This is a genomic window from Ruegeria sp. CDSA079, assembly GCF_059612245.1.
Map to the genome: position 1 here is coordinate 229,986 of NZ_JBXWQF010000001.1, position 19,958 is coordinate 249,943.

At 59.3% G+C, this 19,958-nt stretch carries 18 protein-coding genes; 9 read left to right on the plus strand and 9 right to left on the minus strand.

Annotated features, from left to right (window positions below; genetic code table 11):
- Positions 1-20: 20 nt before the first annotated feature.
- The gene (locus tag AC2FJZ_RS01105; protein ID WP_496775778.1) at positions 21-803 is read left to right on the plus strand and encodes a crotonase/enoyl-CoA hydratase family protein; all 783 of its coding nucleotides are present in this window, start codon (positions 21-23) and stop codon (positions 801-803) included.
- Here AC2FJZ_RS01105 and AC2FJZ_RS01110 read toward each other — a convergent pair whose 3' ends face one another.
- The 4 genes from AC2FJZ_RS01110 to AC2FJZ_RS01125 form a co-directional block, all read right to left on the minus strand.
- On the minus strand, positions 804-1,136 hold the full coding sequence (locus AC2FJZ_RS01110) for a DnaJ family domain-containing protein (RefSeq protein WP_496775779.1): 333 nt from the start codon (positions 1,134-1,136) through the stop codon (positions 804-806).
- A 39-nt stretch (positions 1,137-1,175) separates the two neighbouring features.
- On the minus strand, positions 1,176-2,339 hold the full coding sequence (locus tag AC2FJZ_RS01115; RefSeq protein ID WP_496775780.1) for a benzoate/H(+) symporter BenE family transporter: 1,164 nt from the start codon (positions 2,337-2,339) through the stop codon (positions 1,176-1,178).
- A 135-nt stretch (positions 2,340-2,474) separates the two neighbouring features.
- Positions 2,475-5,630, minus strand: a complete 3,156-nt coding sequence (locus AC2FJZ_RS01120) for a valine--tRNA ligase (protein ID WP_496775781.1) — start codon at positions 5,628-5,630, stop codon at positions 2,475-2,477.
- A 94-nt stretch (positions 5,631-5,724) separates the two neighbouring features.
- Positions 5,725-6,624 (minus strand): phytanoyl-CoA dioxygenase family protein, encoded by a 900-nt coding sequence (locus tag AC2FJZ_RS01125; protein WP_496775783.1) that lies wholly within the window; start codon positions 6,622-6,624, stop codon positions 5,725-5,727.
- A 163-nt stretch (positions 6,625-6,787) separates the two neighbouring features.
- Between AC2FJZ_RS01125 and AC2FJZ_RS01130 the strand changes: the two genes are divergently transcribed.
- Together AC2FJZ_RS01130 and AC2FJZ_RS01135 are read left to right on the plus strand one after the other, a co-directional pair.
- On the plus strand, positions 6,788-9,079 hold the full coding sequence (locus tag AC2FJZ_RS01130) for a xanthine dehydrogenase family protein molybdopterin-binding subunit (protein WP_496775784.1): 2,292 nt from the start codon (positions 6,788-6,790) through the stop codon (positions 9,077-9,079).
- Positions 9,057-10,133, plus strand: coding sequence for a T6SS phospholipase effector Tle1-like catalytic domain-containing protein (locus AC2FJZ_RS01135; RefSeq protein WP_496775786.1), 1,077 nt, complete (start codon positions 9,057-9,059; stop codon positions 10,131-10,133). Before AC2FJZ_RS01130 ends, AC2FJZ_RS01135 begins: the two co-directional genes overlap by 23 nt.
- 2 nt (positions 10,134-10,135) lie before the next feature.
- On the opposite strand, the gene AC2FJZ_RS01140 is transcribed toward AC2FJZ_RS01135, so the two are convergent.
- A complete protein-coding gene (locus AC2FJZ_RS01140) occupies positions 10,136-10,780 on the minus strand; it encodes an NUDIX hydrolase (RefSeq protein ID WP_496775787.1) in 645 nt (214 codons plus the stop codon).
- 5 nt (positions 10,781-10,785) lie between these two features.
- On the minus strand, positions 10,786-11,361 hold the full coding sequence (locus AC2FJZ_RS01145) for a GcrA family cell cycle regulator (RefSeq protein WP_050603230.1): 576 nt from the start codon (positions 11,359-11,361) through the stop codon (positions 10,786-10,788).
- A 125-nt stretch (positions 11,362-11,486) separates the two neighbouring features.
- Here AC2FJZ_RS01145 and AC2FJZ_RS01150 point away from each other — a divergent pair, with 125 nt between their 5' ends.
- Positions 11,487-12,290 carry an ABC transporter permease gene (locus tag AC2FJZ_RS01150; RefSeq protein ID WP_496775788.1) on the plus strand — a complete coding sequence of 268 codons (804 nt, stop codon included), beginning with the start codon at positions 11,487-11,489 and terminating at the stop codon, positions 12,288-12,290.
- 51 nt (positions 12,291-12,341) lie between these two features.
- Here AC2FJZ_RS01150 and AC2FJZ_RS01155 read toward each other — a convergent pair whose 3' ends face one another.
- The gene (locus AC2FJZ_RS01155) at positions 12,342-13,226 is read right to left on the minus strand and encodes a DMT family transporter (RefSeq protein ID WP_496775789.1); all 885 of its coding nucleotides are present in this window, start codon (positions 13,224-13,226) and stop codon (positions 12,342-12,344) included.
- Positions 13,227-13,499: 273 nt separating this feature from the next.
- On the opposite strand from AC2FJZ_RS01155, the gene AC2FJZ_RS01160 reads away from it, so the two are divergent.
- Both AC2FJZ_RS01160 and argF read left to right on the plus strand, forming a co-directional pair.
- Positions 13,500-14,687, plus strand: coding sequence for an aspartate aminotransferase family protein (locus tag AC2FJZ_RS01160; RefSeq protein ID WP_496775790.1), 1,188 nt, complete (start codon positions 13,500-13,502; stop codon positions 14,685-14,687).
- Positions 14,688-14,761: 74 nt separating this feature from the next.
- Positions 14,762-15,688, plus strand: coding sequence for an ornithine carbamoyltransferase (argF, locus tag AC2FJZ_RS01165; RefSeq protein ID WP_496775792.1), 927 nt, complete (start codon positions 14,762-14,764; stop codon positions 15,686-15,688).
- Here the strand turns inward: argF and AC2FJZ_RS01170 are convergent.
- Both AC2FJZ_RS01170 and AC2FJZ_RS01175 read right to left on the minus strand, forming a co-directional pair.
- Positions 15,685-16,278: a ferric reductase-like transmembrane domain-containing protein gene (locus AC2FJZ_RS01170; protein WP_496775794.1), complete on the minus strand. Its 594-nt coding sequence runs from the start codon at positions 16,276-16,278 to the stop codon at positions 15,685-15,687. The two genes, argF and AC2FJZ_RS01170, sit on opposite strands and share 4 nt — an antisense overlap.
- 6 nt (positions 16,279-16,284) lie before the next feature.
- Positions 16,285-16,773, minus strand: a complete 489-nt coding sequence (locus AC2FJZ_RS01175) for a twin-arginine translocation pathway signal (RefSeq protein ID WP_496775795.1) — start codon at positions 16,771-16,773, stop codon at positions 16,285-16,287.
- Positions 16,774-16,983: 210 nt separating this feature from the next.
- Here AC2FJZ_RS01175 and AC2FJZ_RS01180 point away from each other — a divergent pair, with 210 nt between their 5' ends.
- From AC2FJZ_RS01180 to AC2FJZ_RS01190, 3 genes are all read left to right on the plus strand, one after another.
- On the plus strand, positions 16,984-17,817 hold the full coding sequence (locus AC2FJZ_RS01180) for a phytanoyl-CoA dioxygenase family protein (RefSeq protein WP_496775796.1): 834 nt from the start codon (positions 16,984-16,986) through the stop codon (positions 17,815-17,817).
- A 120-nt stretch (positions 17,818-17,937) separates the two neighbouring features.
- The gene (locus AC2FJZ_RS01185; RefSeq protein WP_496775797.1) at positions 17,938-18,900 is read left to right on the plus strand and encodes a pirin family protein; all 963 of its coding nucleotides are present in this window, start codon (positions 17,938-17,940) and stop codon (positions 18,898-18,900) included.
- Positions 18,901-18,977: 77 nt separating this feature from the next.
- On the plus strand, positions 18,978-19,952 hold the full coding sequence (locus AC2FJZ_RS01190) for a 2-dehydropantoate 2-reductase (RefSeq protein WP_496775798.1): 975 nt from the start codon (positions 18,978-18,980) through the stop codon (positions 19,950-19,952).
- The last annotated feature ends 6 nt before the right edge of the window (positions 19,953-19,958 follow it).

The following is a 19,958-nucleotide window of genomic DNA, read 5'->3' on the forward strand; positions in this document are numbered from 1 at the left end:
TGAATTTCGGGAGGTCCCCCATGTCACGCGTATCCGTCACCTACAAAGACCATGTTGCCCATGTCACCCTGACCCGTGGCGACAAGATGAACGCACTGGATGACGCGATGATCAAGGCGCTGCTGTCCGCGGGGCAAGAGGTCGCGGCCTCGGATGCCCGCGCTGTGGTTCTTTCCGGTGAGGGCAAGAGCTTTTGCGCGGGCCTCGACATGGCAAGCTTTGCCAAGATGGCTCATATGGACCCCACGGAATGGCTGATGACCCGCAGTCATGAGGACGCCAATGAGATGCAGGAACTGGCCCTGATTTGGCGCCGCGTCCCGGTTCCGGTGATCTGCGCCATTCAGGGTGTGGCCTATGGTGGTGGCCTGCAAATCGCGCTGGGCGCGGATATTCGCCTTGCTCATCCCGAAGCGAAACTGGCCGTGATGGAAATGAAATGGGGCATCATCCCAGATATGGGCGGCATGATTCTGCTGCCCCGGCTGGTCCGTTCGGACGTGCTGCGCCTTCTGACCTATACGGCACGCCCTATCGGTGCGCTTCAGGCAGCTGACTGGGGTCTTGTTACGCAGCTTTCTGATGATCCTTTGACCGAAGCTTTGGCCATTGCTGAAAACATCGCCGGTCAAAGCCCTTCGGCCATTCGTGCCGCCAAACGTCTGATCGAAATAGCCGAATCTCAGGGCCGCGCCGACGTACTGATGGCGGAATCGGCTGAGCAGGTGGAACTGATCGGCAAGCCCGACCAGATGGAAGTGGTGATGGCGCGGATGCAGGGCCGCAAGCCCGAGTTCAAATGATCAGCGCATAAAGGCCCGCCTCGCATCGCGGGCCATGTTGTAACGCATTTCCAGATCGGCGATATGGGCCATTGCGGCTTTTCGCTCGGCAGGGTCCGTCAAGGTCGCATAGTTTTGTCGCGCTGCATCGAGCTGTTTCTTGATGTCGAACTCTTCCGGCAATACCCCAGCCTGCGCCATGATCCGATGACCGGCGGCGATGGCCGGGTCACTCATGGCTTCTGATGACCGGTCGGGCAGCGGTTGGCCTTCGCCGTCCAAACCCTGCAATTGACCTTCGGCCTGAGCCTTTTTGATCTGGCGTTCGACCAGTTTTCCGAGTTTCCCAAGCATGGGCGTAGTCTAAGCGATCTGCGGCACCAACAAAACTGTCTATCTGACCCGTTGCGACACCAGATAGGCAATCCCGCCCGCCAGCAGACCCCAGACCGCCGCGCCCAGACCAAACGCAGTGATGCCCGAGGCTGTGATGGCAAAGGTCAGGATGGCCGCTTCACGTTCAGCAGGAACCTCCAGCGCGGCTGAGGTGGCATTGGCCATTACGCCGATCAAGGCAATACCGGTCAGCGTGCCCATCAGCATCGGGTCAGCATGAATGGCGAACCCGGTGATGGCCACGGCGAACACCCCGAACAGGCAATAGAACACGCCCCCCATCACGGCAGACCAATAGCGCAGTGCGGGGTCTGGATGGCTGTCTTCATTCGAACACATCGCAGCGGTGATCGCGGCAAGGCAGGTGGCGGGCGCCCCAAACGGCGAGGACAGGATGCTGGAAATGCCGACCGCCGAGAACAGCTTGCCTGTCTGCGGCGCATAGCCAAAGCTGCGGATCACCGCGATGCCGGGGATGTTCTGCGTGGCCATTGTGACAATGAACAGCGGAACGGCGATTCCGATGACTGAAGCCACTGAGAATTTGGGTGTGGTCCAGACCGGGGCCGCGATCCACTGCGTCGGCGTCAGCGACGCATCCCCCGCGTTCAATACCACGATGATAGCCGCAGCAATTACCGCTGCTGGTACGGCGAACAGACGATTGATCCGGCCTGCGAGGAACCATGTTAGAATCACAGGCAAGGTTTGCCACGGCAGTTCAACCGCAGCCTGAAAGGGCAAGATGCAGAGCGGCAGCAACACGCCGCCCAGCATCGCCTGCGCCAGCGTTGTGGGTATCGCCGCAGCCAACCGTCCCAAGGGCCGCCAGAGCCCCGCCAATACGGTCAACGCCCCTGCACAAAGGAATGCACCCGTTGCCTCGGCGAACCCGAGGGCCGGCGTGGCAGACACCGCCAGCAGCGCCGCACCCGGTGTAGACCAGGCCACGCTGATCGGCTGACGATACCATAGGCTAAGCGCGATGGCGGTCAGGCCCATGGCAATGGCGGCCATCATCAAACCAGACGCCGCCTGCGCTGGGGATGCGCCCATTGCGGCCACGCCCTGCAGCACGATGGGAAAGGAACTGAAGAACCCGACAATGGCAACAACCAGCCCGGTGGAGATTGTCTGGAACGGTGGGGCTGTGTGTGTCATGCCGACCTCGGACGGTTGCGATTGCCGATTGCTAACAAGCGGGGGCAGGGACGGGCAAGCGCTTTGCGCATAAAAGAAAACCCCGCCGGATCAGCGGCGGGGTTCGGAAATTGAGTATTTGGAAAAAGATGAAGATCAGGCGATTTCGGCCAGACGGGCGAGCGCCTCGTTCAGTTTGGCCTCTTCTTCTTCGCGGGCGGCGAGGTTGGCCTTGGCTTCGGCAACAACCTCTTCCGGGGCCGAGGCCACGAATTTGGGGTTGTTCAGACGGCCACGCAGACCGCCGAGCTCTTTGGCAAGCTTGCCTTTGGCTTTTTCAAGCCGTTCCTTTTCGGCACCGATATCGATGATATCGGCCAGCGGCAGGCCGAAAGAGGCGCCGGGGGCGGCGATTGAGATGGTACCCTTGGGCAGTTCGTCCGCCTTGGTCAGGCTATCGATCCGCGCCAGACGTTTGATCAGCGCTTCGTTGCGGTCCCAAGCCGCTTGACCGTTTGTATCGATTTCGGTCACCAGCATCGGTACGTAAAGACCGGCCGGAACGCGCATCTGGGCACGGGCCGAGCGTGTGTTTTCGATTACTGAGATCACCCAGTTCATCTCACGATCCGCATCCGCGTCGATCAGTTCAGCGGCGGCGTAGGTCGGCCAGTCGGCGTGAACGACCATCTTTGCGCGATTGCCGGTCAGGCCCCACAGCTCTTCGGTGACAAAGGGCATGATCGGGTGCAACAAGACCATGCACTGATCCAGAACCCAGCGCATGGTGGCGCGGGTCTCGGCCTGTGCTTCGGCGTCATCGCCCTGCAGCAGGGGTTTCGACAGTTCCACGTACCAGTCGCAGACCTTGCCCCAGACAAAGGCATACAGCCCGTTGGCCGCGTCGTTGAAGCGATAGCTTTCCAGCGCCGCGTCGACTTCTTCCCGCACGCGGGCGGTTTCGCCGATGATCCAGCGGTTCACCGCGGCCTTGGGTTTCAGGTCGGCCACGTCCAATTGCGGAACGGCGTCGGTGAAGACCTCGTTCATCTCGGCAAAACGGACGGCATTCCACAGCTTGGTGCCGAAGTTGCGATAGCCGGTGATGCGTTCGCGGGACAGTTTCAGCACACCACCAATCGCCGCCATCGAAGCATTGGTGAACCGCAGCGCGTCGGCGCCGAATTCGTCGACAATTTCAAGCGGGTCGATGACGTTGCCGGTGGTCTTGGACATCTTCTTGCCCTTCTCGTCCCGGACAAGCTGGTGCAGGTAGACGGTGTGAAACGGGATCTGATCGACTACGGCCAGTTGCATCATCATCATCCGGGCAACCCAGAAGAACAGGATGTCGAAACCGGTGATCAGAACGTCCGTGGGGAAGTAGCGTTCCAACTCCTCGGTTTGTTCGGGCCAGCCCAGCGTACCGATGGGCCAGAGACCGGAGGAAAACCAGGTGTCGAGGACATCGGGGTCGCGCCAAACCGGGTAGACCAGCTTGGTCGGGTCTTGTTCAACTGCGTACTGAGCAAGGCTTTCGGCGAATTGATGAATCGCTTCCTGCTTGTCGGCGACTTCGATGACCGTCGCGTGGCTCAGCGGGCTGGGAATGTTGGCATTATCGTCGAGAAATTTTTCGGTAACGGCCTCAAGGCTCGCTGCACATTCCATGACATTGCCACGGTGCAGCATGCCGCCTTCATTCAGCAAACGGCCCATCTCGACCAGATCAAGGTCGCCGTCACTCTCGTCGTCGATGAAGTCATCGGCAGACAGGTCTAGCCCATACCAAACCGGAATCTGATGCCCCCACCACAGCTGGCGCGAGATGCACCAGGGCTCGATGTTTTCCAGCCAGTGGTAATAGGTCTTCTCGCCTGACTCGGGGATGATCTTGACCGTGCCGTCCTTGACCGCATCCAGCGCGGGGCCGACGACCTTTTCGGCATCCACGAACCATTGGTCGGTGAACATAGGCTCGATCACAACTTTCGAGCGGTCGCCAAAAGGCTGCATGATCGGTTTGCTCTCGACCAGCGGTACCAGCGCTGTGGGATCATCATCCTCGCCCAGCTTGGTGCCCAGAACTGGATTGTCGGCGCGGGTCATCACGGCCAAACCATCGGCGGTGATCTCTTCCACCACCTTCGCCCGGGCCTCGAACCGGTCGAGTCCGCGCAAGTGATCGGGGACAAGGTTGATCGCGTCGATCTCGTTCTCAGTGAATTCACGCCCACGGGCGTATTCCTGTGCCTTGCCCGCCTCTTGGTCATAAGGCGCACCATCGGCCCGCATGGCTCCCTTGGTGTCCATCAGGCGGTACATCGGAATGCCGCCGCGTTTAGCCACCATGTTGTCGTTGAAATCATGCGCCCCGGTGATCTTCACTGCGCCCGAGCCGAAATCGGGATCGGGATAGTCATCGGTGATAATCGGGATCTGACGGCGATGCTCTTTCGGCCCAACCGGAATTTCGCAGAGTTTACCGACGATTGGCGCGTAACGCTCATCCGACGGATGAACCGCAACCGCACCATCACCCAGCATGGTTTCCGGGCGGGTCGTGGCGATTGAGATGTAATCGCGCTCTTCCTCCAGCACGATATTCCCGTCCTCGTCCTTCTCGACATAGGTATAGGTTTCACCACCTGCCAGCGGGTATTTGAAGTGCCACATGTGGCCCGCGACTTCGATGTTCTCGACCTCAAGATCCGAGATCGCGGTCTCAAATTGCGGGTCCCAGTTGACCAGACGCTTGCCGCGATAGATCAGGCCCTTTTCGTACATATCGACGAAGACTTTGATCACCGCATCGTGGAAATTGGCCGAGTTCTCATGCCCCGTACGCGGATCACCCGTCGCACCGGCCATGGTGAAGGCGTTGCGCGACCAGTCGCAGGATGAGCCCAGACGTTTCAGCTGTTCGATGATCGTGCCGCCGTATTCGCCCTTCCATTCCCAGACTTTCTCAAGGAACTTCTCACGGCCCAGTTCGCGCCGACCGGGTTGCTGGGTGGCAGCCAGCAACTTTTCCACCTGCATCTGCGTCGCAATACCGGCGTGGTCCTGACCGGGCTGCCACAGCGTGTCAAAGCCGCGCATCCGGTGCCAGCGGATCAGAATATCCTGAAGTGTGTTGTTGAAGGCATGGCCAACGTGCAAAGCCCCCGTTACGTTGGGCGGCGGGATCATGATGGTAAAGCTTTCGTCGCGCGAGCGGTTCGCGCCTGCCTTGAAGGCTCCGGCCTGTTCCCAGGCCTCATAAATGCGGGCCTCGGCCTCGGCCGCGTTGAATGTCTTTTCCATCGCCATTGGATGCGTCCTGCGTCAACAAATTCGGGTCAGCGATTGCAATAGCGAAAGGATGGCAAAAGGGGAAGGGTCTGCGCGGTGACTCTTACCGGATTCACGGCGTGCCGGACGCCTCGGCTTTGTACACGCGTGTGGTTTGCGCCACGCCCTGCGCCATCGCCTTGGTCTGATCCTCTTGGATACGGGCGTGAAGCTCCAGCGCTGGCGTCGAAAACAACTCTGTCGGCGTATCGATATGGATGAAATTCCCCGCCCGATCTTCGCCCCGCGCCAAAACCGCATAGTCGCGGTCGGCCACATTTTGCTGGGCGTTTGGGTTCAGGTACCGGATCGCAAGACCGATCCGTCGGTCATCCGAGGTGTTGGGCCCCGAACCATGGATCGTCAAGCCATTGTGCAGCGACATTTGCCCCGGCTGCAATTCGATATGCGTCTTGTCCCCGTCTGCCACATCGACGGCGACCTCCTGCCCGCGCGACAGCAGGTTATTGTCCGAAAACGTGTCATTATGCGGCAGGATCGGGTTCTTGTGGCTGCCTTTGACGAAATCCATGCATCCACTGGTAACCGTTGCCGGGGATAGTGCGATCCAGGCGGTCAGCTGATCGGGTGTTTCGCCCATGCCCCAATAGGTCAAATCCTGATGCATGCCGACCACCTGTGTCGTGCGCGGCTCTTTGATGAACAATTCCGCAGACCACAACAGCAGGTCCGGTCCCAGAACGCCTTCGACAACGTCCAGAACCCTTGGGTCCAATGCGATGCGCGACACCAGGGGCATCACCACATGGGCGTTCAGGCGCTTGTACATGGTCAAGGGCAATGGCAGGTCGGCTTCGCGCCATGTGTCTTCGATCTCTTCCAGTTCAACACGGAACTGTTCTGTTTCCTCCGGTGAAAAGGCAGTGATGGGAAAGGCAAACCCGTCCTGCCAGTAGGCTTCCACCGTTTGGGCGTCCAGACGGCCCTGTTTCAGTGTGACAGGCTTGGGCATTAATAAACTCCCACAGGCTTTGTTATGGGCCAGCTTACGAATCCCGTTCCGGGTCCCGCAATTCCGTTTGCGACACAGTTGTCGCACACGCCATTGTGTACGGCGCTGGACATAATTGGGCGCAGGGCTAGTGTCGCCTCCGAGGCAGCAACAGGAGCATCCCATGGAAAAGTTCGGTAAAAGCCAGCCGGTCAAACGGACAGAAGATCAACGGTTTTTGACCGGGCAGGGGCGTTACATGGATGATGTGGTGCCCTCGAACGCTCTGTTTGCTGCCTTCTTCCGCAGCCCGGTGGCCCATGGGGACATCACAGCGTTGGATCTTGAGGCCGCACGGGCGGCTGACGGTGTGCGACTGGTCATGACACTGGATGATCTGGCGGCAACGGGGATCGATACTGTGCTGAATGCCGCCGTTCTGCAGAACCGCGATGGATCCAAGGCGGCGGCCCCGGATCGGCACATGCTGGCCAAGGACCGTATGCGGTTTGTGGGTGAACCGGTGGCGGTGGTCATCGCGGACACACCTGTACAGGCGCTGGACGCGGTTGAGTTGATCTGGATGGACACGGAAGAGCGCCCTGCAAAGCTGGACGTGGAAGCGGGTGGTGAGACATTGCACGCGGAAGCGCCCGATAACCGTGCTTTTGACTGGGGTTTGGGCGACGAAACCGGCACCGAAGCTGCCTTTCAGTCCGCCGCCCATACGGTGTCGCTGAACGTGCAGGACAACCGGGTCATCATCAGCTCGCTGGAACCACGCGGCTGTCAGGCCGATTGGGCCGAGGGGCGTCTGCATTTTTCGTATGGCGGGCAAGGCGTCTGGGCGATGAAGGCGCAACTGGCGCAGAAGCTGAAACTCGAGGCCGAAGACATCCGTGTCACCACCCCGGATGTGGGTGGCGGGTTTGGCATGAAAGTGATGCCCTATCCAGAATACTATTGCGTTGCCGTTGCCGCGATGAAGCTGGGCCAACCGGTTCACTGGATGTCAGACCGGTCCGAGGCGATGCTGTCCGATCACCATGGCCGCGATCTGACTTCGCTGGCCGAACTGGCCTTTGACGCCGATTACAGGATCACCGCCTACCGGGTCCACAGCAAGGTGAACCTTGGCGCCCATAACAGCCATTTTGGGCAAGCGATTCAGACAAGCCTGTTCAGCAAAGTGCTGATGGGTGTGTATGACGTGCAAACCACCTATCTGCGGGCCGAGGGTTTCTATACCAACACAACGCAGGTCGATGCCTATCGTGGGGCTGGGCGGCCCGAGGCGATCTATGTTCTGGAACGCGTGATGGACCGTGCAGCGCGCGAACTGGGTGTTGACCCGTGGGAGCTTCGGCGCAAGAATTTTATCCGCCCCGGCGATTTCCCTTACACCTCTTCCACGGGTGAAACCTATGATGTTGGTGACTTCGACATGGTCCTCAACCGCGCGGCTGACCAGACCATCGGGTTTGAAACCCGCAAGGCTGCGGATGCCGAACGGGGGCTGATACGCGGGCAGGGCCTCTGTTACTATATCGAAAGCATTTTAGGGGACCCTTCCGAAAACTCGAAGGTCGAGTTTTGCGAGGATGGCACCGTGAACCTGTACGTCGGAACACAATCGAACGGGCAGGGGCATGAGACGGTTTATGCCCAATTCCTGTCCGACCAGACCGGAATTCCCATGAATCAGATCACTGTCATTCAGGGCGATACTGACCGGCTCGGCCATGGTGGCGGCACCGGTGGGTCGCGTTCGGTTACGGTGCAAAGCACCGCCACGCTCGCCACCGTTGACAAGATAATCGCCGCATTCACGCCTTATCTTGCCGATAAGATAGGGGTCGAGGAAAGTGATGTAAGTTTTGACCACGAGACATTCCGCGTGCCGGGGTCCAACCTGACGCCGACGCTGACCGAAGCCGCCGAAATGGCCCGCGCCGACGGGCGTTTGGATCTGCTGCAACATGAGGCCCGCGCCAACCTGGATGCGCGCAGCTATCCGAACGGCGCGCATGTTGCCGAAGTCGTGATCGATTCTTACACCGGCGAGACATGGGTTGACCGTTATACGGTCGTTGACGATTTTGGTAACCTTATCAATCCAATGCTTGCCGAAGGGCAAGTGCATGGCGGGGTGGTTCAAGGAATCGGACAGGCCCTGAGCGAACATGTTGTGCACGATGCACATGGGCAACTGCTCACGGCTTCGTTTATGGATTACGCCTTGCCCCGTGCAGCGGACATACCCATGATTGAGTTTACCTCGGCGCCGGTTCCGTCAACCTCAAACCCGATGGGGATGAAAGGGTGCGGCGAAGCCGGCACAGTGGGCGCGCTGGCTGCAGTGGCAAACGCGGTTCAGGATGCGCTCTGGGATCATGGGGTGCGACAGGCGGATATGCCTTTCACACCTCAAAGAGTATGGGAATTGCTGACACATGAAACTGTCGCAGCTGAGTAGAAAGGTTCTGGGATGGCTTGGACGGCCCTTGCGGTCCGAACATTCTGCCGAGGTGCTCCACCGCGAACCGCTCAGCCATGTCATCATCCTGGACGGCACAATGTCGACGCTCGAACCGGGGTTCGAGACACATGCCGGGCAAACCTTGCGCCTGTGTTGCGAGATGGGCAGCAAAGTTTCGGTGTTTTATGAGGCGGGCGTGCAGTGGGAAAACTGGAAATCCTCGCTGGATGTGATGATGGGCCGGGGTATCAACCGCCAAATTCGTCGTGCCTATGGCTATCTGGCCTCACGCTACAAGCCTGGGGACCGGATCTATTTCATCGGCTACTCACGCGGGGCTTACGGCGTACGCAGTCTGGCAGGGGTGATCGATATGATCGGTCTGCTCAAGGCCGAGCACGCGACCGAGCGCAACATTCAGCAAGCCTATCGCCACTATGAATGCAATCCCAGCGGCACCGCCGCGCGCGATTTCCGACGGAAGTTCTGTCATGAAGGGGTTGAGATCGAAATGATCGGCGTCTGGGACACTGTCAAGGCGTTGGGCCTGCGGCTGCCGCTGCTCTGGCGCTGGGCCGAGGAACGCCACGCCTTTCACAGCCATCAACTGGGCCCTTCGACCCGCCACGGCTATCACGCCATGGCATTGGACGAGACGCGTGAGGTGTTCGACCCGGTGCTGTGGAAATGCACGCCCGAGTTCAAAGGTCATGTGGAACAGGTCTGGTTTCGGGGCACCCACGGTGACATCGGCGGGCAGTTGAACGGCTTTGAAGAGGCGCGACCGCTCAGCAACATTTCCCTGATCTGGATGCTGGACAAGGCGGAGATGCACGGATTGCCGTTGCCTGAGGGCTGGCGCGACCGCTTTCCCATAGATACTCAAGCACGGTCGGTTGGAACGTGGCGCGGCTGGGGCAAGATTTTCCTTCTGCGCAAACACCGCAAAGTCGGGCGAGATCAGTCAGAGCGCCTACATGTCTCGGTATCGCCGGACGAGCTGCCCGGTTGGGTCGCGATGCCGAATCTGCCGTCGCATCCGGCGCAGTAAGGTTAGTCGAACGACGTTGCGCCGGGATCGAGGGAAAACGCTTCAAACGCTTCCAATACATCCCGCCTGAGGTTTCGCACCAGTGACAACTCTGGCAGCGCATTCTTTTGGAAAAAGGCCGCCTCGCTGGTTTCGACGCCAGCCTGTGGAACGTTATCGCTGATTTCGTCACACAAAAAGAACAGTTTATAGAAGTCCCGCGCATCTGCCGGGTAGGGGTGCCGCGCCTTGTGGCGCAAAGCATACAAGCGTCGGGCCCGAACCCGAAGACCGGCCTCTTCCCAGACCTCACGTTCGATGTTTTCCGCCGGAGAGCTGCCGATATCCGCGAACCCGCCGGGCATCGACCAGCGCCCGTCACTGCGCTCGCGCACCAAAAGGATGCGACCGTTCCGGATCACTGCGGCGCGAATATCGATACTGGGCGTGGCATAGCCGCCCGCATGTTCCGAAACCAGTCCTTCGATCCGCGAAATTGGAACCTGACCCAGATCTGCCAGAATGGCACGAGCCATGGTTGCGATCTCGTCATAGCGTTCGCGGTCAAACGGATCCTTGGTGAAATGCTGGCCGGTTTCGGCCAGCGCCAACAGGCGTTTTGCCCGGGCTAGCCAGGTATCCTCTATCGCTGTCGGATCCTGGCGCATGAGCTTTACCGACGTCGGTCGCGGCGCGAGCTCATGGGCTGGAAGGCCACGCCCACATGGGCCTCGCAATAGGGTTTGCCTGCTTCAACCGGCAGGCCACAGAACCAGAAATCTTCGGTCGCGGGGTCGCCCACGGGCCATTTGCAGGTTTTCTCGGTCAGCTCCATCAGGGTCAGCTTCTTGGCCTTCTTCTCGATCTCGTTGACCTTGGCCAGCGCTTCGGGGCTGATTTCATTGGCCGAAGGCTGCGGCGGCAGCGGTTGACCGGCGGGGATGATCTGGCGGCGGGCCGGAACGGCGGGCTTTGCCTCGGCGGTCGGGGCAGGGGCCGGGCGCGCCGGTTCGGTCTTGGGCGTGGGTTTGGGCTTGGCCTCAGCCTTGGGGGCGGGTGCCGGTTTTTCTTTCGGTTCCGCCTTGGCCGGGGATGCGCCTGTTGCCCGGTTGGACAGGCCCAGGCGATGCACCTTGCCGATCACCGCGTTGCGAGTCACGCCACCCAGTTCCTTGGCAATCTGGCTGGCCGACTGGCCTTCGCCCCACATCTTCTTCAGCAGTTCTACACGCTCGTCTGTCCAGGACATCGTTAGCCTTTCAAAAGCGGAAAGCGGCCCCGGATTCGGGCCGCCTTGGAAATTCGTCTCAGCCCCTATTCTAAACACTGCAGCCCGAGTTACAAGCTGTCTTCGAATCAGGTTGAGGGCAAAACATGCAGAATCCCGCAGATCAGACCGCGCGCCGCTTCGGAGCAGTCAACTGGATGGGACTTTACACGCTGGCACAGCGCGAGACCCTGCGCTTTCTGGCGGTCTGGACCCAGACCGTACTGGCGCCGCTGGTGACGGCAGGGTTGTTCCTGCTGATCTTTACCATCGCCATCGGACCCAGTCGACCTGACGTCATGGGCGTCCCATTTGTGATGTTTCTGGCCCCGGGGATCATGATGATGACGGTGATCCAGAACGCCTTTGCCAATACCTCATCTTCAATGGTGATCGCCAAAGTACAAGGCAATATCGTTGATACTTTGATGCCGCCACTATCACCGCTTGAGATTCTGTTGGGCTATCTCGCGGGGGGCATCGCCCGTGGTGTGATGATTGCACTAGTGATCTCAATCGCGTTGTTGGTTCTGCTTTCTATCGCCCCTCAGCATCCGTTGGTCGCGCTGATCTTTGTCGTACTTGGAGGCGCATTCATGGGCGCGCTGGGCTTGTTTGCCGGTATCTTTGCAAACAAGTTCGACCAAATGGCGGCGATCACCAACTTCGTTGTGACGCCGTTAGCCTTCCTGTCGGGCACATTCTACTCGGTCGACTCGCTGCCCCCGGTCCTGAACCGTCTGACCCACCTGAACCCGGTCTTCTATCTGATCGACGGTTTGCGTTACGGAATGATCGGGGTGTCGGATAGTTCTCCGTGGCTAGGCATGGCGGTCTGCGCGTTTGCGACATTGGTGGTCGGGCTCATCACCTGGCAGATGTTGCGCACCGGGTATAGGTTAAAAGCCTGAACCATACCAAACCATCTTTGCTGACGGTTTGTCGGCTCTGTGTTTTGCCTGTTACCCTTGGCGCTGTACCGCTTCTCGCCAAACCAGAATCAGCCCGCCGGCCAGAATGGTGATCGACCCGATCATGCTGATCCAGTCGGGGATCACATCGAACACCGCAAAGTCATAAAGGGCGGCAAAGATCAGTGTCGCATAGCTGATCGGGGCCACAAAAGACGCGTCCGCCCGCGCCATGCCGTTGACGAAACACGCCTGCGCACAGGCCATCAGGACGCCGATCCCCACCAATGCAACCCATTGCTGCAGGGTTGGCATCTGAAAGACAAAACTGACCGCAATGGTGGCGATCACCAACCCCATCGAGTTGTTGATCAACAGAATCTGGATCGGCGGCTCGCGGCCCGATAGCTTCTTGATAAAGATCAGCTCCATCCCGATCAGCGCAGCGGCTGACAGCGCCAAAAGGGCAGCAGGCTGAAAGCTGGCAGGCGTTGGGCGCAGCAAGATCAGCGCACCGATCAGGGCAACGGCTGCGGCCAGCCAGCGCCACGGGCCTACCCGCTCCCCCAACAGCGGAATTGCAAGAACCATGCCAAAGACGGGATTCAGAAAGGAAATAGCTGTCGCATCCGCCATCGGAATGAAGGCCACCGAGGCAAACATCAAAGTCACCCCGGCCCAGCCAAAGCTGGTTCGCCCGATATGAAGCCCCCAATGGGGCTTCACCAGCCGGGGCCGCAGGATCGCAACCACGGACAGGATGGCCAGCAGGGCAAACAGAAACCGCCCATGACTGATTTGCATCGCGTGCAAAGGTGGCCCAAGTGCATCCGTCCCCAGCGCCTTGGCCAGCAGCGTTGTCGCCGCGATGAAAGCAGTGGCGACAAAGATCAGCGCAGCGGCCAGCGGTGGATTATGGCGTTTGGGTTCAAACATGGCCAACCGGTGCGTGGTTGCATGTGCTTTGGCAAGCGCAAAATGCGACCCGTGCAAAATAGCGGCTTCCCAACCTGCACAACCATCGCTATACGGGCGGCCATGATCAAACGCGTGGATATCCAACTGCTCCGACGCCGACGCATCTCTGCGTAACCGGCCTGTTTGATCTTATGTGCCTTCCAATTCGGCACAAACCTCACCAAATCTGTTGACGAACAGGGCCTTCGTGTATCACTCACGAGGCTCATACTATCTGAAAAGGATGATCCCATGATCCCGTCCGTTCTGCCGACCTATAACCGTGCGCCCCTGACTTTCGTGAAGGGTGAAGGCGCCTGGCTGACCGAGGCGGATGGCCGACGTTTTCTGGATCTCGGTGCCGGGATCGCGGTGAACGCGCTGGGTCATGCGCACCCCGCGCTTGTGGCCGCGCTGACCGAGCAGGCCCACGCACTGTGGCATGTTTCGAACCTGTACAACATCCCGCAGCAACAGGCGCTGGCCGAGAAGCTGGTCGAACACACCTTTGCGGACACGGTGTTCTTCACGAACTCTGGCACGGAATCCTGCGAACTGGCCGTGAAAATGGCCCGCAAGTGTTTCTATGACAAAGGTCAGCCTGAGCGCGTTGAAATCATCACCTTCGACGGGTCATTCCATGGCCGCTCCTCCGCAGGCATTGCTGCTGCCGGGTCGGAAAAGATGACCAAGGGCTTTGGTCCTCTGTTGCCCGGCTTTGTGCACGTGACCTTTGGTGACCTGGACGGCGTCATCAATGCGATTGACGACAAAACCGCGGCCATCCTGATCGAGCCGGTGCAGGGCGAAGGTGGCATCCGCCCGGTGCCTGATGCCGAACTCAAAGCGCTGCGTCAGATCTGTGATGAAAACGGTCTGCTGCTGATCCTGGACGAAGTGCAATGCGGCGTTGGCCGGACCGGCAAGCTGTTCGCGCATGAGTGGGCAGGGATCACCCCTGACATCATGATGGTCGCCAAAGGTATCGGTGGCGGCTTCCCTCTCGGCGCTGTTCTGGCAACCGAAGACGCGGCATCCGGCATGACAGCGGGCACCCATGGCTCGACTTATGGCGGCAACCCGCTGGGTTGCGCCGTAGGCTGCGCCGTGATCGAGCAGGTGGCAACCCCGGCCTTCCTCGAAGGTGTCAACCGAAAGGCCGGGCTTCTGCGCCAGAAACTCGAAGGTCTGGTTGCCGATCATTCCGAAGTCTTTGAAGAGGTCCGCGGCTGTGGCCTGATGCTCGGTCTCAAATGCAGACCTGCCAATGTCGATGTGGTCAATGCAGGCTATGACAACGAGGTTATCACGGTCCCCGCCGCCGACAACGTGATCCGCCTGTTGCCGCCGCTGACACTGACCGAGGATGACATCGCTCAAGCCATGATCCGCCTCGACAAAGCTGCCAAACAGATCGAAACCCAGCTCGCAACTGCCTGAGCTTCATCTTTTTCCAAATACTCCGGGGGTGCGGGGGCTGACCCGCACCCGCCATCAGCCAAAAGCGAAGCAAAATGAACCATTTCCTCGACATCCATAAAACCGATGCCACCGACCTGCGGGCCATGATCGATCAGGCGGGCGCGATGAAACAGGCGCGCCTGGGCTGTCCCAAGGCAGCGCTCGACAGCGATCAGCCTCTGGCCGGTCGCATGGTCGCGCTGATCTTTGAAAAACCCTCGACCCGGACCCGTGTTTCTTTTGACGTGGGCGTCCGTCAGATGGGTGGTCAGACCATGGTGCTGTCCGGCAAGGACATGCAACTGGGCCATGGCGAGACGATTGCCGACACCGCCCGCGTCCTGTCGCGCTATGTCGACATGATCATGATCCGGACCTTTGACGAGACCATCCTGACCGAAATGGCCGAATATTCAGACGTGCCGGTTATCAACGGCCTGACCGACCGCACCCATCCCTGTCAGATCATGGCCGACGTGCTCACGTTCGAGGAACATCGTGGCCCCATCGCGGGCAAAAAGGTGGTCTGGACTGGCGATGGCAACAATGTCTGCGCCTCTTTCCTTCACGCCGCAGGCCAGTTCGGGTTCGACCTGACATTCACCGGCCCTGCGCAATTCGACCCCGAAGAAGAGTTCATGGGATTCGCGCGGCAGAAGGGGTCTCAAATCGTAGTCGAGCGGGATCCATTCAAGGCCGTTGAAGGGGCTGATTTGGTGGTCGCGGACACTTGGGTCTCGATGCACGATTCCCAGTCTGCCAAGGAACGCCGCCACAACTTGCTGCGCCCCTATCAGGTCAACACGGAACTTATGTCTCACGCCAAGCCGGATGCGTTGTTCATGCACTGCCTGCCTGCCCACCGCGAGGAGGAGGCAACCTCTGAGGTGATGGACGGTCCGAACTCGGTCATTTTTGACGAGGCTGAAAACCGCCTGCATGCGCAAAAAGCGGTTATGCGCTGGTGCCTTGGCGTTTAACGCCGTCGTACCTCCCAAACCCGCAATCTGGCGAGCGTCCCAGCGCTCGCCAAAATCACAAGAACACACAGGGCGATCTTGGTGATGATCTCCATCGTGCCTTCGATGAGTAATGCATGGGCAACACTGCCCAGAATGGTCGCGATGGCCAAAGTAACGTGACTCAGACGCCAAACTCGAAACCGCAGGCGCAAGCGTTGACGTAATACGCCCATCAGCGCAGCGGCAACGCCGGTCCACATGGCGATTACGCCCCAGGCCGAAAAAGGAGTGGCTGAAACAAAAAGCAAGGCATCCACCACGTCCGGCGGGCTTGTGATCCACAACCCGGCGACGTGGATTACGATGGCTGCGATCAGTGCCAGGCCGCACCATCTGTGCCAGTGTCGGCTTGTCACCGGTGAAAGCCCCGGCAGCCAGCGTCCGGCCAGCAAAGGTTGCATCAGCAGAAGGCACATCCCGATGATGCCCGCAAATCCGGCTAGAATGTAGATCGGGTCACGCCACGCCAGGTAAGGGCTAAAGGCCGACGCGATGATCGGCACGGTAACAGCGGTACCCAGCACCGCCCAGATAACAATACTCCTCACCACGTTTCAGAGCGGCTGCAATACAAAATGCGCGGCTAACGTCTTGTCTTTTGCGCTCGACATCACGGGGCGCAGGAAAACGGTCTCGAACTCCTCACTGTCATAAGCCAGATGCCCGTGCGGCTGACCAAAGGCGGGCACGATTTGCGGCATCTCCAGCCGGAACTCACCCTTCGCATTCGTCAATGTAGCGCCGTGGCTGTGCGGATCGCGCTCTTGCCCCTCGGTTGTATGTGCCCAGATTTGAATGCGCTGGCCGGGCAGGGGGGCTCCGTCCCCTGCGCGCCGCACCGTGCCGGTCATCCAGAACCCACCGCCACCGATCTGGTCCACGATTGGTGCACCGGGGCGATAATTGTTCGATCCGCCCCGCATCGAAGGCGTTGGCACTAGCCCGCTTGCGCGTGCTGGCAACAAAAGCCCCGAGGTCCCGGTTGCCACAACGGCGGCACCTTGGGTGATCAGTGAACGACGGGAGAGCAACGCGCCAGTCATCGAGAAACCTCCAATCCGCTACCACTTTTGGTCCGATAACGAGAAGTAAGATAGCATGTTTCTGGCAGATTCCGAGACAACTAGATTCAGAAAGGCCTACTCTCACGCTTCTGTGAGGAGGACAGAGGCCGCAGGACCGAAACTCTTTGACGTTTCGTTTTATAAGGTGCGAAGCTTGCGCTCATGGTGTCTGAATCGAAAGGTCATGCCATGACGCAAACTGATCAGGTCTCAGACGAAGATATTGCCGCATTCCAGCGCGATGGGGCCGTTGTTCTTCGGTCAAAGTTCTCGTCCGACTGGCTGTCGTTGCTACGCGCAGGCATCGACGCCGACCTTGATAATCCAACCGATAATTTCACCCGCCATACCAAAGATCCGAACGCCCCCGGCTATTTCGAGGATTACTGGGCCTGGAACAAAATCCCACAATTCACCGAGTTCGTTCACAACTCACCATGTGCGCCGCTTGCCGCAGGGTTGTTGGGGGCACCGTCCATCAACCTAGTTATGGACAACTGGTTTCTTCGTGAAGCTGGATCAACTTCGCGTCCACCTTTCCATCAGGATTTGTCTTATTTCGATTTCGAAGGCACCATGTGTGTTCTTTGGTTGCCGTTGGAGCCGGTAACAAAGGAAAACGGTATTGCCTTCGTCAAGGGATCACACCTGTGGAACAAGCTTTTCATGCGGGTGCGCTTTGCTGATGGGCACCCAAGTTATGAACCGACTGAGGTTGCCGGGCAAACTTATCACCCGCCACCTGATGTCAACGCGGACCCGGGCGCCTATGACCTGTTACAATGGGATATGGAGCTTGGGGATTGTATCTTTTTCGATATGCGGACGTTGCATGGTGGGCTGTCCTCGACCACCCCGTCGGAAACGGTGCGCCGTTTCACGCTGCGCATGACTGCACCAGATGGCGTCATTCGATACCGTGGCGACTGGGCCAAAGATGAGCGCGCGCAGTTCGAGGCCGCTGGCTACGGCGAGGGGGATAGGATCACCGGCCCGTTTTTTCCCCGACTCTGGCCCCGCTAATTAAACCGGCAATGCACCCAGTCTGTGCGTTTGTGCACTTTATTGACCGAAAAATGCGGCTATCTCTTGCATGAGCGAACGATGTTCAGCTTTGCCATGTGCAGCGTAGGGAGTGATGCAATGAGTTGGAATCCGACCCACAATCCAGAGTGTCTCTTGGAAAATCCGGCGTTGGACACTTTGATTATTCCACGCGCCCGTGATCTGGGCGGGTTCGAGGTGCGCCGGGCCTTGCCTTCGGTCAAACGGCAACTGGTGGGTCCGTTCATCTTTTTCGATCAGATGGGCCCCGCCGAATTCATCACCGAAGGCGGTATCGACGTGCGCCCCCACCCTCATATCGGACTGGGCACCGTTACCTATCTTTATCAGGGCGAGTTCGAGCACCGCGACAGCCTCGGCACCAACCAGATGATCTATCCGGGTGAGGTCAATTGGATGGTCGCAGGACGGGGTGTCACCCATTCCGAACGCACCAGCGACGAGACGCGCGGCAAGAAACACAGCTTGTTTGGCATCCAGACCTGGATCGCCTTGCCTGAAGCGCACGAGGATATGGCCCCTGATTTCGAGCATCACAAACAGGCCGCGCTGCCGCATCTTCAAGACGCGGGCGTCAGTGCCCGATTGATCCTGGGTTCGGCCTATGGCCAAACCAGTCCGGTCACCATGCTGTCCGAGACCTTCTATCTGGACGTACAGCTTGAACCCGGCGCCTCCTTTCCGCTGCCCGATGATCACGAGGATCGCGGCGTCTATGTCACTCAGGGTTCGGTCGAGGTCGCAGGCGACACGTTTGATGAAGGCCGCATGATGGTGTTCCGCCCCGGTGACAAACTGTCGGTTAAGGCAGGTTCCTTGGGTGCGCGACTGATGCTGCTGGGCGGCGCGACCCTGAACGAGGGCCGCTATATCTGGTGGAACTTCGTGTCCTCTTCGAAAGAAAAGATCGAAACCGCAACGCGTGAGTGGAAAAGCGCCGATTGGGCCAATGGCGCGTTCCACTTACCGCCGGGTGACGATCAGGAATTTATCCCTATTTCTGAAGAGCTTGAACGTACCAAGCCACGGTTGGCGCGTTGACAATCGACCTCGGTAGCCGCGGGGTTGTGTAACGGGCCATTTGCGGTGATCCTTTCAGGTGTTTCTGAGAGGGTTTTATGAAACTCGTTATTGCAGGTGCGGGCAGCATTGGGTGTTATTGCGGCGCATTGCTGGCCCGGGTGGGCCATTCCGTCACCTTGCTGGGCCGCGCCCGTGTGCTGGACCCGATCCGTCAACACGGGCTGACGGTCACCGACTTTGACGGGCTCGATTACACCGCGCCGACCAGTTCCTTAACCCTCAGCCACGATCCCGCATGTTTGGGAGATGCCGAACTGGTGATCGTCACCGTCAAATCGGGGGCCACGGCGGATATGGCCGACCTGATCGCCGCCAAGGCACCGCAGAGCGCTCCTGTCCTGTCCTGGCAGAACGGGATCGCAAATGCTGCGACTTTGCGTGTCGCCTTGCCTGGGCGAGATGTGCGTGCCGGGATGGTGCCCTTTAACGTGGTGCCCAACGGCCCCGCTTCCTATCACCGGGCAACATCGGGCGAGATTGTCATCGAAAACGGCCCCGGCGATTTGGCCGCCCGTCTTGACTGCCCTGACCTGCCGGTCTTGGCGAGTGACCAGATCGAGGCGGTGCAATGGGGCAAGTTGCTGATCAATCTGAACAATGCGCTGAATGCCCTTTCCGGCCTTACGATTGTGGATCAACTGACAAGCCGCGATTGGCGCAACCTTATGGCTGATCAGATGGCCGAGGCACTTTCCGTTCTCAAGGCATCAGGGCATCCAGCGGCCTCAACCACGCCGCTGCCAGTTTGGATGACCCCGCATATACTGCGGCTCCCGACACCGCTGTTTACCCGCGTTGCGGCCCGGATGCTGACCATTGATCCCAATGCCCGAACCTCGATGGCTTATGATCTGATGGCCGAACGGCAGACGGAAATCGACAGTCTGCAAGGCCAAATCATAAGGTTGGGCCGGGAAACCGGGGTGCCGACGCCGATCTGCATCCAAGTGTCCGACCTGATCAAACACGCGCCCGATCATAAACTGACCCCGGATCAGATCCGGATGTGACCGCAC

What these genes read in the sequence shown, in the direction of transcription:
- AC2FJZ_RS01115 (WP_496775780.1), bottom strand. Translation starts at nt 2,339, where the DNA reads ATGACACACACAGCCCCACCGTTCCAGACAATCTCCACCGGGCTGGTT.
- AC2FJZ_RS01110 (WP_496775779.1), bottom strand. Translation starts at nt 1,136, where the DNA reads ATGCTTGGGAAACTCGGAAAACTGGTCGAACGCCAGATCAAAAAGGCT.
- AC2FJZ_RS01120 (WP_496775781.1), bottom strand. Translation starts at nt 5,630, where the DNA reads ATGGCGATGGAAAAGACATTCAACGCGGCCGAGGCCGAGGCCCGCATT.
- AC2FJZ_RS01140 (WP_496775787.1), bottom strand. Translation starts at nt 10,780, where the DNA reads ATGCGCCAGGATCCGACAGCGATAGAGGATACCTGGCTAGCCCGGGCA.
- AC2FJZ_RS01160 (WP_496775790.1), top strand. Translation starts at nt 13,500, where the DNA reads ATGATCCCGTCCGTTCTGCCGACCTATAACCGTGCGCCCCTGACTTTC.
- AC2FJZ_RS01150 (WP_496775788.1), top strand. Translation starts at nt 11,487, where the DNA reads ATGCAGAATCCCGCAGATCAGACCGCGCGCCGCTTCGGAGCAGTCAAC.
- AC2FJZ_RS01145 (WP_050603230.1), bottom strand. Translation starts at nt 11,361, where the DNA reads ATGTCCTGGACAGACGAGCGTGTAGAACTGCTGAAGAAGATGTGGGGC.
- AC2FJZ_RS01190 (WP_496775798.1), top strand. Translation starts at nt 18,978, where the DNA reads ATGAAACTCGTTATTGCAGGTGCGGGCAGCATTGGGTGTTATTGCGGC.
- AC2FJZ_RS01105 (WP_496775778.1), top strand. Translation starts at nt 21, where the DNA reads ATGTCACGCGTATCCGTCACCTACAAAGACCATGTTGCCCATGTCACC.
- AC2FJZ_RS01130 (WP_496775784.1), top strand. Translation starts at nt 6,788, where the DNA reads ATGGAAAAGTTCGGTAAAAGCCAGCCGGTCAAACGGACAGAAGATCAA.
- AC2FJZ_RS01180 (WP_496775796.1), top strand. Translation starts at nt 16,984, where the DNA reads ATGACGCAAACTGATCAGGTCTCAGACGAAGATATTGCCGCATTCCAG.
- AC2FJZ_RS01185 (WP_496775797.1), top strand. Translation starts at nt 17,938, where the DNA reads ATGAGTTGGAATCCGACCCACAATCCAGAGTGTCTCTTGGAAAATCCG.
- AC2FJZ_RS01125 (WP_496775783.1), bottom strand. Translation starts at nt 6,624, where the DNA reads ATGCCCAAGCCTGTCACACTGAAACAGGGCCGTCTGGACGCCCAAACG.
- AC2FJZ_RS01175 (WP_496775795.1), bottom strand. Translation starts at nt 16,773, where the DNA reads ATGACTGGCGCGTTGCTCTCCCGTCGTTCACTGATCACCCAAGGTGCC.
- argF (WP_496775792.1), top strand. Translation starts at nt 14,762, where the DNA reads ATGAACCATTTCCTCGACATCCATAAAACCGATGCCACCGACCTGCGG.
- AC2FJZ_RS01135 (WP_496775786.1), top strand. Translation starts at nt 9,057, where the DNA reads ATGAAACTGTCGCAGCTGAGTAGAAAGGTTCTGGGATGGCTTGGACGG.
- AC2FJZ_RS01155 (WP_496775789.1), bottom strand. Translation starts at nt 13,226, where the DNA reads ATGTTTGAACCCAAACGCCATAATCCACCGCTGGCCGCTGCGCTGATC.